General features: G+C 69.3%; 10 protein-coding genes. 9 read left to right on the top strand and 1 reads right to left on the bottom strand.

Translation table 11 applies throughout. From position 1 onward, the window contains the following. Positions 1–73 precede the first annotated feature (73 nt). Positions 74–790, top strand: coding sequence for a hypothetical protein (locus E0H92_RS13295; protein WP_131467511.1), 717 nt, complete (start codon positions 74–76; stop codon positions 788–790). Here the strand turns inward: E0H92_RS13295 and E0H92_RS13300 are convergent. Then, the gene (locus tag E0H92_RS13300) at positions 780–1484 is read right to left on the bottom strand and encodes a TetR/AcrR family transcriptional regulator (RefSeq protein ID WP_238173395.1); all 705 of its coding nucleotides are present in this window, start codon (positions 1482–1484) and stop codon (positions 780–782) included. The genes E0H92_RS13295 and E0H92_RS13300 overlap by 11 nt on opposite strands. 56 nt (positions 1485–1540) lie before the next feature. Here E0H92_RS13300 and E0H92_RS13305 point away from each other — a divergent pair, with 56 nt between their 5' ends. From E0H92_RS13305 to E0H92_RS13340, 8 genes are all read left to right on the top strand, one after another. After that, positions 1541–3064 (top strand): MFS transporter, encoded by a 1524-nt coding sequence (locus tag E0H92_RS13305; RefSeq protein ID WP_238173396.1) that lies wholly within the window; start codon positions 1541–1543, stop codon positions 3062–3064. Between the two features lie 12 nt (positions 3065–3076). After that, positions 3077–4024 (top strand): hypothetical protein, encoded by a 948-nt coding sequence (locus E0H92_RS13310; RefSeq protein WP_131496380.1) that lies wholly within the window; start codon positions 3077–3079, stop codon positions 4022–4024. Next, positions 4017–4358: a hypothetical protein gene (locus E0H92_RS13315; protein WP_131496381.1), complete on the top strand. Its 342-nt coding sequence runs from the start codon at positions 4017–4019 to the stop codon at positions 4356–4358. Before E0H92_RS13310 ends, E0H92_RS13315 begins: the two co-directional genes overlap by 8 nt. Before the next feature lie 220 nt (positions 4359–4578). Continuing rightward, on the top strand, positions 4579–5688 hold the full coding sequence (gene pheS / locus E0H92_RS13320) for a phenylalanine--tRNA ligase subunit alpha (RefSeq protein ID WP_131467505.1): 1110 nt from the start codon (positions 4579–4581) through the stop codon (positions 5686–5688). After that, the gene (gene pheT / locus E0H92_RS13325; RefSeq protein ID WP_131496382.1) at positions 5688–8261 is read left to right on the top strand and encodes a phenylalanine--tRNA ligase subunit beta; all 2574 of its coding nucleotides are present in this window, start codon (positions 5688–5690) and stop codon (positions 8259–8261) included. Before pheS ends, pheT begins: the two co-directional genes overlap by 1 nt. A gap of 5 nt (positions 8262–8266) precedes the next feature. Further along, positions 8267–9808: a gamma-glutamyltransferase gene (locus E0H92_RS13330; protein WP_131467503.1), complete on the top strand. Its 1542-nt coding sequence runs from the start codon at positions 8267–8269 to the stop codon at positions 9806–9808. Positions 9809–9851: 43 nt separating this feature from the next. Then, on the top strand, positions 9852–10838 hold the full coding sequence (locus tag E0H92_RS13335; RefSeq protein WP_131467502.1) for a glycosyltransferase family 2 protein: 987 nt from the start codon (positions 9852–9854) through the stop codon (positions 10836–10838). Further along, a complete protein-coding gene (locus tag E0H92_RS13340) occupies positions 10835–13045 on the top strand; it encodes a hypothetical protein (protein WP_131467501.1) in 2211 nt (736 codons plus the stop codon). The genes E0H92_RS13335 and E0H92_RS13340 overlap by 4 nt, the downstream gene beginning before the upstream one ends. Positions 13046–13194 lie beyond the last annotated feature (149 nt).

Below are 13194 nucleotides of genomic sequence, written 5' to 3' on the forward strand. Positions count from 1 at the left end.
CAGGATCTTTCTCGGCCGGTGACCCTTCGGGACGGCCTGGTCAGCGGAGCGGGTTGTCCTGGGAGGATCATCGATGGCGATCAAACCGCTGCCTGCGAAGGCGAGTCTCAGTCAGCTCCGGGCGCAGGCGAAAGACCTGCGGAGGGCAGTCGGGAAAGAGCGTCCCGATGCGATCGAGCGAGTCCGGCGGCAGCATCCGGCGTACGACGAGAACCCTGCGGGCTTCACGTTGCGGGACGCGCAGTTGACGATCGCCCGCGAGTACGGGCTGGCCAGTTGGCCTGAGTTGATGGAGAAGGTGGCCACCGAGCTGGTCGAGGGGCGCGAACTGCACAGGTACTTCGGGGTGGAACTCAACAACGAGACCTGGGATCTGCTCGAGCAGATCGACGAGAACAGTCCGCTGCTCGACCAGGAGCGGTTGCTGTACGGCGCGTACGCCGCCTGCCTGCACTGGCTCGAAGCGGGCAACGAGGCGAACCATGCCCGCGGCGAGCACCTGATCGCCCGGGTGGCACTGCGGATCGGGCGCGTCGAGATCGGACTGCAGCACGCGCGGCGGTGTCTCGAACTCGTGCAGGCGTTCCCGGAGCAGATGTCCGACTGGGACGAGCCGTTCGCGCGGGAGGCGCTGGCCCGGGCGCTGGCGGCGGTCGGGGAGCCGGTCGCGGCGCGGGCGGAGCTGGATCGGGCCCGGGAACTGGCCGGGCGCGTCGCCGGCGAAGGCGATCGCAAGGTGCTGGAGGAAGAACTGGCCAAGGAGCCCTGGTTCGGTCTGACTACTCCTTGACGCGGGATTGGAGGCCGTCGAGGAGGGCGTCGAGGCCGAAGACGAAGTTTTCGGTGAGGCCGGAGTCCAGGTCCACCGAGGTACGGCGGCGGACGGACTTCCGCATCTCGGGGTAGTCGCCGGCGACCGCCTGGGCCTGTTCGAGCATGTCGGTCACCCAGCTCTCCTCCGAGCGGCCGGACTTGCGAACCATCTCGCGGGTGGCGACCTCGGCACTGACCGTGCCGAGGACGTACGACATCACGCTGCCCATCGCGAGGTCGATCTCGTGCTCGGAGAAACCGGCCGCCCCGAACAGGACCAGCCCGCGGGAGCCCATCGACATCGCGTTCGGGCCGATGCTCGGGCGGGTGTACATCACCTCGGGCAGCCACGGGTGCCGCAGTACGGCGGACCGCAGGCTGTGCCCGAACAGCAGCGCACCGGCCCGCCACCCGGCCAGCTCCGGCTCGGGTACGTCGATCTCGCCCCAGACCTCGTCGATCAGCAGGTCGATCAGGTCGTCCTTGGTGTCGACGTACCAGTAGAGGCTGGTCGCGCCCGCGGCCAGCTTGGTGCCGAGTTTGCGCATGCTCAGCCCGCCGATGCCCTCGGTGTCGAGGATCGTCATCGCCGCGGCCACGATCTGCTCGCGGCTGAGCGTCTCCCGGGCGGGTGCCGCCTTGCGTTCCCGGGTCCAGATCCAGTCCTTCATGCGGTCCATCCTACAAAGGACTCGCACACTGTACGAGATCGTCGTACAGTGTGCGAGTGACTAGTACACCGTTCGAGTCTGACGTCTCTAGCGACCAGGGGCACCCCCGGCGCTGGTGGATCCTGCTGATCCTGTGCCTGAGCCTGATGGTGCTGGTGGTCGACAACACCGTCCTCAACCTGGCGATCCCGTCGCTGATGCGCGACCTGGGCGCGACGCCCGCGGACATCCAGTGGGTGATCGACGCCTACATCCTGGCGTTCGCGGGCCTGCTGCTGACCGCGGGAAGCCTGTCCGACCGGTTCGGCCGGCGGAAGATGCTGTTGCTCGGGCTGGTCGTGTTCGGCGTGGCGTCACTGCTGGCGACCCTGGCCGAGAACCCGTGGCAGCTAATCGCGTGCCGCGGCCTGATGGGTGTCGGCGGCTCGCTGCTGATGCCGAGCACGCTGTCGCTGCTGTTCACGGTGTTCCCGCCGGAGGAGCAGCGCAAGGCGATGGCGGGCTGGTCGATGGTCGCGATGGTGGGCGTGGTGGCCGGCCCGACGGTCGGCGGCGTTCTGCTGAACCACTTCTGGTGGGGTTCGATCTTCTGGCTGAACGTGCCGATCGCGATCCTGGCGATCATCGGCACGCTGGCGCTGATCCCGGAATCGAAGGGCCCGGCGCGCGATGTCGACCCGGCGGGTGCCGTCCTGACGATCGTCGGTATGGCGTCGATCGTCTGGGCGATCGTCTCGATCCCGCTGCACGGCTGGGGTTCCGGCCGGGTGCTCGGCGCGCTGGCGGTCGGGGTGGTCGCGTTGACCGCGTTCGCCCTGTGGGAGAAGCGCAGTGCGCATCCGATGGTGCCGCTCGCGCTGTTCAAGGACCGGCGGTTCAGCGGTACGAGTTTCTCGATCGTGCTGCTGTCGTTCACCGCGGGTGGATTGCTGCTGGCGTTGACGCAGTACCTGCAGTTCGCGCTCGGGTACACGCCGTTGAAGGCCGGGCTCGCGTTGATCCCGTATGCGCTGTCCGCGGCGCTGTTCAACGGTCTCGGGGCGACGCTCGGGAAGAAGGTCGCGGACCGGACGCTGATCTCGCTCGGTCTGCTGATCATCGCGGGCAGCTTCGCCATCCTGACGCAGGTGTCCGACACGAGCGGGTACGGGTTGCTGATCGTCGGCCTGCTGGTGATGGGCGTCGGCGGTGGCCTGGCCGGTCCGGCGGCGTACACGCTGTTGATGCAGGCCGTTCCGCCGGAGCACCGCGGTGTCGGATCGGCGATGAACGACACCGTGCAGCAGACGGGTGCCGCGCTTTCGGTCGCCGTACTGGGCAGTGTGCTCGCCGCGGCGTACTCGTCGGCGCTGCCGGACTCCGTCCCGGAGGCGGCCCGTAAGTCGATCGCGGACACGCTCGCGCTCGGGCCGGAATTCCTCGGCGCGGCCAAGCACGCGTTCGTCGACGCCATGTCGATCGCGATGACGGTCGGCGCGATCGGCGCGGTCGCCGGGGCGGTCGTCGCGCTGGCGGTCCTCCCGAAGGGCGAGAAGAAGGTGCAGGACGCCGTACCGGCGGTTGACGACCCGGTGCACTGACAGCATTCAGGTATGACGCAACGGTGGCTGATCGACCTGCCGACCCGGATCCATCTCTGGTCGGCGGAGTTCCAGATCCGCCACCGTTCGTCTGCCTCAGACCCGGCCAGGCTGCGGAATCTCGACGTACTGCGGGCCTACCGCAAGAGCCGCGCCTTCCCACGCAACGACACCGGCCTGCGCAGTACGCCGTACTTCGTGGACGCCGACGGCCGGCACTGCGCGGTCGGCCACCTGATGCGCGAGTCCGGCGAGCACGCGGCCGTACGCCGAATCGCGACGACCGCCAACCTGGCCCGCATCGACGAGATGGACCCCGCGGACCTCACCTGGGCCGACCGCTCCGGTCTGACCAAGCGGGAACTCGCGCGCATCCAGCCGCAGTACACGAGCACCGCTCAGGCCGCCGTCGACCTGCTGCTCTGGACCGCGTTGATGCTGGTGCCGTTCGCGCTGCTGTCCGGCGTGCTCGGACGGATCGGGCTGCGGCGCACCGGACTGCGGCAAGGCCTGGTCGGCGCCACCGTGCTGCTGTGCACGCTGTGGGCGGTGCTGGGGTACATGACGGTCTGGATGGGCGGGGCCCACAGCGGGGACGGCCTCACCCTGATCTGGTTCGGGTGGGCCGTCGTGATCGCCGGACCGATCATGGCCACTGTGGTGATGCTCCGGCTGGTCAGCCGCGACCGGGTTCGCGAAGCGGCCGTGGCACCGATCACCGGAGTGGCGGTGGGCGTGCTGATGACGATCGTGACCGGTGCCTACCTCATCGCCGGCGCCGTCGACCTGGCCGGCCGCGAGCCCGAGGAATCCGTCGGCGACGGAGGCCTTCCCCTGCCCGACGGTGGGGCCGTCAGCGGCGTGGACGTCTACTTCCCGATCGGCTTCGGCGCCCTTCTGATCGGTCTGCTCGCCCTCGCCTGGTCGACCCGTGAACTCCGCAGGGGAGCCCGTGTCTGATCAGGAGATCGCGAACCTGGTTCTGATGTCGCTGTTCATCCTGCTCCCGATCGCGCTCGGCGCCATGCTCGTCGGTCGATCGCGCGGCAACCGGCGCGTCCTGAAATGGGCGCGCGGCCTCGCCGTCCTCACGATCGTGCTGGCCGTCGCGTACGACGTGGCCGGCGCGATCTACCTACTCCTCGCCGAACCCGAGCCGGGCCACGAACCCTGGACCGACCCATCCGCGGTCGTGGACTACCCGACCTTCTTCCTCCCGATCGGCGTCGGCGCGCTCCTGGTCGGAGCCGGGATCCTGGTCGGCGTCACCCGCGCCAGACACCACCTGGGCTGACCCTCCCCACAGTCGGCAGGCCGACAGTACGTATACGTCCACTACCCGCATTACCAGCCGGTTGTCACGCGTGCAGTCGCGAGTACTAGGCGTATACGTACTGTCCAGCTGCAGCTTCTGAGCCGAATGCCGTGGGGGTGGTTGTGGACGGCCGATTCACGGTCTTGGGGGTCTGGTTCTTAGACTGCAATCCGCAGACGTACCAACCCGAGAGCGAGCCATGTCCGGTCCCAACACTGATTACGACCCGGTCGAAGTGACGCCGCTGCATGCCGAAGAGGTGGAGCGGACCCGCGACGAGGCGCTGACGGCGTTTACCGGGGCGGCCGATCTGGCTGCCTTGCAGGAGGCCAAGACGGTGCATCTCGGCGACAAGTCGCCGATCGTGCTCGCCAACCGGGAGATCGGCGCGCTGCCGCCGCAGGCCCGGAAGGAGGCCGGTCAGCGGATCGGCGCGGCGCGGAAGGCGATCAACGAGGGGTTCGCGTCCCGGCTCGCGGTGCTCGAGGCCGAGCACGAGGAGCGGATGCTGGACACCGAGCGTGTCGACGTGACGCTGCCGTGGCACACCCCGCGGCTCGGCGCGCGGCATCCGTTGTCGCTGATCTCCGAGCAGGTCGCGGACGTGTTCACCGCGCTCGGCTGGGATGTCGCCGAAGGTCCCGAGGTCGAGGCCGAATGGCTGAACTTCGACGCCCTGAACTTCCAGCCCGACCACCCGGCGCGGCAGATGCAGGACACGTTCTTCGTCGAGCCGGCCGGCTCCGGCAAGGTACTGCGGACTCACACATCGCCGGTGCAGGCGCGGTCGATGCTGTCCCGCAAGCCCCCGATCTACGTGATCTGCCCCGGCCGCGTGTTCCGCACCGACGAGCTGGACGCGACGCACACGCCGGTCTTCCACCAGGTCGAGGGGCTCGTTATTGACGAAGGGATCACGCTCGCGCACCTGAAGGGCACGCTCGACCACTTCGTCGTGTCGATGTTCGGCGAGGGGCTGGAGGCGCGGCTGCGGCCGAACTTCTTCCCGTTCACCGAGCCGTCGGCCGAGGTCGACCTGAAGTGCTTCGTCTGCCGCGGCGCGTCCGTCGGCAACCCGGACCGGCCGTGCCGCACCTGTGGCAGCGAGGGCTGGATCGAGTGGGGCGGCTGCGGCGTCGTGAACCCGCGGGTCCTGCAGGCCAACGGCATCGACACCGACCGTTACTCCGGTTTCGCCTTCGGCATGGGCCTGGAGCGGACGCTGATGTTCCGCAACGGCGTCGAGGACATGCGGGACATGGTCGAAGGTGATGTGCGGTTCAGCCGCCAGTTCGGGATGGAGATCTGATGCGGGTCCCACTGTCATGGCTTCGTGAGTACGTCGACCTGCCGGACGGCGTGACCGGTCGCGAGCTTGGCGAGCAGCTGGTCCGGGCCGGTCTCGAGGTGGAGACCGTCGAGGAGTCCGACCTGACCGGCCCGCTGGTGGTCGGCAAGGTGCTGACGTACGAGAACGAGCCGCAGAAGAACGGCAAGACCATCCGCTGGTGCTCGCTGGACATCGGCAAGGACGAGCCGCAGTGGGTGGTCTGCGGTGCGCACAACTTCGAGGTCGGCGATCTCGTGGTCGTCGTGCTGCCGGGCGCGGTGCTGCCGGGCGGGTTCGCGATCTCGGCGCGGAAGACGTACGGGCACGTGTCCAACGGGATGATCTGCTCGAGCGCGGAGCTTGGTCTCGGTGACGACGGTACGCACGGCATCGTCGTTCTGGAGCCGGGCGAGGCGACGCCGGGTGATGACGCGATCGAGCTGCTTTCGCTGAGCGACGACGTACTCGACATCGCGGTCACGCCGGATCGTGGGTACTGCCTGTCGATCCGCGGCGTGGCGCGTGAGGCGGCGACGGCGTACGGCGTACCGCTGAAGGATCCGGCGGCGCTGCCGCTGGACGGGTCCGGATCGGGTGGTTATGCGGTGCGGGTCGACGATGCCGAGGCGTGCAGTGTGTTCGTCACGCGGACGGTGACCGGGATCGACGCGAAGGCGCTGTCGCCGCGGTGGATGCAGAAGCGGTTGCTCGCGGCCGGGATGCGGCCGATCTCGATCGGGGTCGACGTCACGAACTACGTGATGCTCGAGCTCGGTCAGCCGATCCACGGGTACGACAAGGACCGGCTCAGCGGTGAGATCGTCGTACGGCGGGCGAACGCCGGCGAGAAGCTGATGACGCTGGACGATCAGACGCGGGAGCTGGACGCCGAGGATCTGCTGATCACCGACGACTCCGGGCCGATCGGTGTCGCCGGGGTGATGGGTGGTGCGTCGACCGAGATCTCGGACGCCACCACGGAGGTCGTGATCGAGGCCGCGCACTTCGACCCGATCGTGATCGCGCGGGCGTCGCGCCGGCACAAGCTGTCGTCGGAGGCGTCGCGCCGGTTCGAGCGCGAGGTCGACCCGAACCTGCCGCGGTACGCCGCCCAGCGGGTCGCGGACCTGCTCGCCGAGTATGCGGGCGGCACTGTCCTCCCCGACGAAACAGTCATCGACACCCACCCGACCCCGACCCCGGTGACAATCCGCGCCGACCACGCCGCACGGGTAGCCGGTGCTGTGATCACGCTCGACGAGACGGTTCGGCACCTGGCTTCGGTGGGCTGTCTGGTCGAAGCGGCGGCAGCGGATGCGGTCGCCGCTCCGTTGGCTGCGGGAGCGCACGCTGCTGCGCTGGCCGAGGTCGGTGCCACCACCGTCGGATCAACCCGCGTCGAGGGCGACGACTTGGTGACGGTTGCTCCGCCGTCGTGGCGGCCGGATCTCCGGGATCCTAATGACTTTGCAGAAGAGGTCATTCGGTTGTTCGGGTTCGACAATGTGCCGTCGGTTCTGCCGGCTGCGCCGGGCGGGCAGGGGCTGACGGTTTCGCAGCGCCGGCGGCGTCGGGTGGCGACCGCGCTGGTGGGTGCGGGGCTGACCGAGGTCGTGTCGTACCCGTTCACGGGTGACGCCGACTTCGACGCGATGGGCGTGCCGGCCGACGACGTCCGCCGTACGACGGTCAAGCTCGTCAACCCGATCTCCGACGAAGAGCCGTCGATGCAGACCACTCTGCTCGCGACCCTGCTCCGGACTGCCGAGCGCAACGTCGGCCGGGGCGCGAACGACCTGGCGATCTTCCAGACCGGTCTGGTGTTCCTGCCGAAGGCGGAGACGAAGCCCGCGCCGCTGCCGTCCGTCGAGCAGCGGCCGAGTGACGCCGAGGTCCAGTCGCTGTACGACGCGCTCCCGGACCAGCCGCTGCACGTCGGTGTGGTGCTGACCGGTGCGCTGGCGCCGACCGGCTGGTGGGGTAAGGGCCGCCCGGCGGGATGGGCCGACGCGGTGCAGATCGCGCGGCTGATCGCGTCGGTGGTCGGGGTCGAGCCGGTCGTGAAGAACGTGGAGCTCGCGCCGTGGCATCCGGGTCGCTGCGCCGAGTTCTCGGTCGATAACACAGTGATCGGGCACGCGGGTGAGCTGCATCCGAAGGTGTGTCAGGCGTTCGGTCTGCCGGCGCGGTCGAGTGCGGTCGAGCTGGATCTCGACGCGCTGATCGCGGCGGGTCCGGAGTCGATCACGGCGCAGCCGTTCTCGTCGTACCCGGTGGCCAAGGAGGATGTCGCGTTGATCGTCCCGGCCGAGGTCGCGGCGGCCGACGTACAGGCGGCGCTGGCCGAGGGCGCGGGTGAGCTGCTGGAGTCGGTGCGGCTGTTCGACGTGTACACCGGTGAGCAGATCGGCGCGGGGAAGAAGTCGCTCGCGTTCGCGCTGCGGTTCCGGGCGCCGGACCGGACCCTGAAGGAGAACGAGGTCGCCGACGCCCGCCAGGCCGCGGTCCAGGTCACCGTCGACCGCTTCGCCGCCGTCCAACGGGTCGGCTGACGATCATGAACGGCAGTCACCCGCGGGTGGCCGTCGCGGCGCCTAATGCGGCTGCTGCTGAGGCCGGGGTGCGGGTGGCTGCTGAGGGTGGGAACGCGGTGGATGCCGCGATCGCCGCCACGCTCGTCACGATGGTGAACGAGATCGGGGTGGTGTCGCCGGCCTCGGGCGGGTTTGTCACGTTGCAGGTGGCCGGTGGTGAGGCGGTCACCATCGACGGGTGGGTGGAGATGCCCGGCCGCGGCCTGCCGACGGACCGGTTCGGGCGTGGTGTCTGGGACATCACCACCGACTACGGCGGCGGTACGACGACCACCGTCGGCCACGGCTCCGTCGCCACCCCCGGCGGGATGAAGGCTCTCGACCTAGCCCATCGCCGCTCGGGCAAGGCGCCGTGGCGCGAGGTCGTACAGCCGGCGATCGATGTCGCCCGCAACGGCTTCCCGCTGAGCCGGACGTCGGGCTACTACCTCGGGTACACCCACGAGATCATCTTCGGCTGGCACCAGCCGAGCCATTCGGTGGTGCACGACGACGACGGCGCAGTGATCAAGGCCGGCAGCACGATCGTGATCCCGGAGCTCGCCGAGGCGCTCGAACTGATCGCCCGCGACGGCGCCGAGACGATGTATACGGGCGAGCTCGCCCAGCTCCTGATCCACGACATGGCCGCGAACGAAGGCATCCTCACGGCCGCGGACCTTGCCGCGTACGAGGCCGTCGTACGCCCGGCGCTCATCGTCAACCAGAACGGCTGGCGGCTCGCGACCAACCCGCCGCCCGCGGTCGGGGGAGTGGCTGTCGCCGCGATGCTCGCGCTGCTCGACGGCGTACCGGCCGACGGCAGCTGGCGGCAGTCCGAGCTGGAGCGGCTGATCGACGTGCAGTACGCCGTACTCGGGCAGCGGCTCGCCGAGCTCGACCAGGAGGACGTGCGCAAACTGGAAGGCCAGAAGCTGCTCGACCTCGCCGCGGCCGGAGACCTCCGGGCATTGACCTCTCCGAGCACGGCGACCGTGTCGGTTGTCGACGACGAGGGCGATGCGTGCGCGATCACGGTCTCCTCCGGCTACGGCTCCGGTGTCCTCACACCCGGCACCGGGATCTGGCTGAACAACGCCCTCGGCGAGCAGGAGTTGCTGCACGGCGGCCCGCACAGCCTCGCGCCCGGCACCCGGCTCACGTCGAACATGGCCCCGAGCGTGGCCCGCCGCGAGAGCGACGGCGCCGTGCTCGCGATCAGCTCGCCCGGATCCGACCGGATTCCGACCGCGCTCGCCCAGGTGTACGCGCTCTACACCCACGGCGGTCTGCGGCTCCGCGAGGCCGTCGAGCACCCGCGGCTGCACGTCCGCGTCCGCGAGGATGTGGTCGTCGACTACGAGGACGACCTGCCGGTGTCCGGTTCGACGGCGTTGCCGACCCGCCCGATGCCGCCGCACTCGATGTACTTCGGCGGCGTCGCGGCCGCGTTCTGGGATCCGGCCGACGGCCTGCTCGCCGTCGGCGACCCGCGCCGAACCGGTGCCGTGGCCATCTCTCCCTGACCACGCTAGTAAGGTCAGCCCACCAGGATCCGAAAGGCAGCAGATGCGGGACACCCACCCCGAGCTCTCCGTCGTCGTACCGATGTACGACGAGGAGGAGGTGCTGCCGATCTTCTTCGAGCGGATGCACCCGCTGCTCGACGGCCTGGGGATCACCTACGAGCTGCTGGTCGTCGACGACGGCAGCCGGGACCGGACCGCGGCGCTGCTGCTCGACGCCGCCAAGGACTGGCCGCAGCTCCGGGTCGTCCGCCTGCTCCGCAACAGCGGTCACCAGGCCGCCCAGTCGGCCGGTTTCCGCCGTGCCCGCGGTCAGTACGTCGTCACGATCGACGCCGATCTCCAGGATCCGCCGGAGGTCATCGCCGAGTTCCTGCAGGCTGTCCACGAGCAGGACGTCGACGTCGTGTACGGCGTACGCTCCGACCGCTCGAGCGACTCCTGGGCGAAACGCACGTCGGCGCGGCTGTACTACCGGTTGATGTGCCGCCTGGTCGGTAAGGACATTCCGTTCGACGCGGCCGACTTCCGGCTGGTGACCCGGCGGGTGGTGGACGCGGTGAACGCGCTGCCCGACGACGGCCGGGTGTTCCGTCTCGTGATCCCATGGCTCGGGTTCCCGAGCGCCGAGGTCAAGTACGTGCGGGCGGAGCGGGCCGCCGGTACGACGAAGTACAGCGTCTCCAAGATGGTCCGGCTCGCGTTCGACAGCGTGACCGCGTTCTCGGCGGCCCCGCTGCGGCTGGCGACCTGGCTGGGGCTGCTCGGTGGCGGGATGTCCGGCCTGTTCGTGGTCGGCGCGCTGGTCATCAAGCTGACCGGGCGTAGCATCCCCGGCTGGACGTCGACGGTTCTCGCGGTCAGTGTGATCGGCGCGATCCAGCTGTTGTGCCTCGGTCTGCTGGGTGAGTACGTCGCGCGCTTGTTCCAGTCGAGCCAGCGCAGACCGCAGTTCCTCGTCGGCTACGACAGCCTGACGGACCACGGGCACCAGGAGCCCGTCCACGAAAGCACGCCTTCCAAGAGATGAAGCGAGCTGTCCCGTGGCTGCTGCCGATCCTGGTGGCGGTCGGTGGGTTCGTAGCGCTCGGCGACGTCGGGGCCGGTCCGCTCGTCAAGTACGCCGTCTACTTCGCCGGAGCGATCGCGCTGCCCGGCACGTTGCTGCTGCGGGCCGCGTGGCGCAGCACCGGCAACTGGGCTGAGGACCTGGGTCTCGGGTCGGTGGTCGGTGCGACGTGGCAGCTGATCGGCTGGGCGATCTTCACAGCGCTCGGCTGGCAGCGCTGGCTGCTTGTGTGGCCGGCGCTCGTCCTGATCGGCTTCGCTCTCGTCGGGCGGCAGTACTTCCGGATCGCCGAGCCCAGACCGCTGCCGTTCGCGTGGACGGTCGGGCTGGCAGTGTCCGCGGCGGTCATGGTCGGCGCAGCCACCTTCGGCGTGATGGCGTACCACCCGATGCCGCCGTACGGCGAGGCGTACTACCCCGACCTCCTGTACCACCTGTCGATGGTGCAGGAGCTGACCCGCACTGTGCCGCCCGAGATCCCGCAGGTCGTCAACGAGCGGCTCGAGTACCACTGGTTCGCGAACGCCGACATGGCCGCGGCCGTCGACGTCACGCGGCTCACGCCGATGGTCGTACTGTTCCGGCTCTGGGTCGTGCCGTGGCTGGTCGTTTCGCTGCTCGTCTGCGCGACACTGGCCCGCGTTGTCAGCCGCACCTGGTGGACCGGCGTACTCGCTGCACTCGCGCTTGCTGCGCCGCAACTGTTCCTGCTGGTCGACACGAGCGTCAACCTCGCACCACCCGTCAGCCTCCTCAGCCCATCCCAAACCTTCGGCCTGGTCGCCGCCGTCACCACAGCGGTCCTCCTCATCGACCTGCTGTTCAAGGACGGCAGCCAGTGGCTCTGGCTGCTCATCGTGCCGGTCGCTGTAGTCGGAGGCGGCTCCAAACCGACCGTGCTCCCGTTGCTGATAGCAGGTGTTGGCCTCGCCGCGCTGTACCTACTGGTGACAACCCGACGTCTCCCATGGCGGCTGATCGGTACGACGGCCGTACTGCTAGCTGCGGGCGCCGTGACTTTCCTGACGGTGGCTGGAAGCACCAGTGGGTCGCGCCTGCAGTTCCTCGCCGTACTGAAGTCGCTGCCCGTGTACACCGCGGCGACTGGCGACAAGACGCAGCCGGGTGACGGCGGACTGATCCTGCCGGCGCTGGCGCACGGCGAGGTGATCGGAACGCTCAGTCTGCTGCTCGGACTGCTGCTGACTCTGCAGGCGATGTCCTGGGCAGGGTTCGGCGTCGTGGGCCGGAAGGACCCGGTCGCGTGGTTCCTGCTCGGGGCGATGATCGCGGGATGGGCGGGCTACCTGCTGGTCGATCACCCGTCGGTCAGCGAGTCGTACTTCGTCTACACCGCGGCACCGTTCAGCCTGGCCGGCGCCGGCTGGTTCGCAGCGACCAGTGCGCGCGCCTCTGGTCGCCCGGTCCCCATCGCCGTCGCTGCCTTCGTCCTGTCGATCGGGTACGCCGGTCTGATCGTCTGGGCTCGTGGTGTGCCTGCGGCCTCGACCGGTCGGCAGCTGTGGCTGAGCACCCGGATGTTGCTCGTCGTCCTCGGCATCACGCTGTTCCTCTTGCTCGTGTGGCGGCTGACGTTGCGACAAGCCGGTGGCGGCATGTTCGTCGTACTGGTGCTGCTCTCGACCGCGCCGATCAGCTCGTTCCTGCAGAGCGCGATCCGCGGCGACACCGAGAAGGCGCCGACGTACCGGGCCGCGCGGTGGTGGGTGTACCCGGACGAGGCCGAGGCCGCGCTCTGGCTCGGGAAGCACTCCGCGCCGACCGATGTGGTGGCGACGAACACCTGGTGCCGTCCGGCGGGGTCGCCCCTCCCGGGATGCGACGCCCGTGGGTACCTCGTCAGCGGGATCGCCGGCCGCCGCACGCTGCTCGAGGGCTGGGCGTACACGACTCAGGCGATGGCCAAACAAGGCGACGGCGGCCGGCGCTACACCGAGCAGCCGTCACCGTGGCCGGACCGGGTCACTCTCACCAACCAGGCCCTCATGGCACCGAGCCCGGAGGTGCTGCGAAGGCTGCGCGACGAGTACGGCGTCCGCTGGCTGTACGCCGACGCGCGCAACGGACCCGTGTGGCCGGGGCTCGACCAGATGGCCGTACTGCGACACAGCGTCGGCAAGGTCCGGATCTACGAACTCGGAGAGTGATTTTCCCGTAACATTGGGTCCGCGTGGGCCGTTAACGTCTACGCAGGCCCGCCCGCCACGCGGCCGCAGCAATGCACCTGAATTGCTCGGGAGGGCGGGACACATGCGGGCAACCCGACCGGGGGCCATTCTTCTTGCCACCGGCCTGT

It is taken from the genome of Kribbella speibonae (assembly GCF_004331375.1).
Classification (GTDB): Bacteria; Actinomycetota; Actinomycetes; order Propionibacteriales; family Kribbellaceae; genus Kribbella; species Kribbella sindirgiensis.

Excerpts from the sequence above, each read along its gene's own strand:
- E0H92_RS13300 (WP_238173395.1), bottom strand. The coding sequence starts at position 1,484 with ATGAAGGACTGGATCTGGACCCGGGAACGCAAGGCGGCACCCGCCCGG.
- E0H92_RS13335 (WP_131467502.1), top strand. The coding sequence starts at position 9,852 with ATGCGGGACACCCACCCCGAGCTCTCCGTCGTCGTACCGATGTACGAC.
- E0H92_RS13330 (WP_131467503.1), top strand. The coding sequence starts at position 8,267 with ATGAACGGCAGTCACCCGCGGGTGGCCGTCGCGGCGCCTAATGCGGCT.
- E0H92_RS13340 (WP_131467501.1), top strand. The coding sequence starts at position 10,835 with ATGAAGCGAGCTGTCCCGTGGCTGCTGCCGATCCTGGTGGCGGTCGGT.
- pheT (WP_131496382.1), top strand. The coding sequence starts at position 5,688 with ATGCGGGTCCCACTGTCATGGCTTCGTGAGTACGTCGACCTGCCGGAC.
- E0H92_RS13310 (WP_131496380.1), top strand. The coding sequence starts at position 3,077 with ATGACGCAACGGTGGCTGATCGACCTGCCGACCCGGATCCATCTCTGG.
- pheS (WP_131467505.1), top strand. The coding sequence starts at position 4,579 with ATGTCCGGTCCCAACACTGATTACGACCCGGTCGAAGTGACGCCGCTG.
- E0H92_RS13295 (WP_131467511.1), top strand. The coding sequence starts at position 74 with ATGGCGATCAAACCGCTGCCTGCGAAGGCGAGTCTCAGTCAGCTCCGG.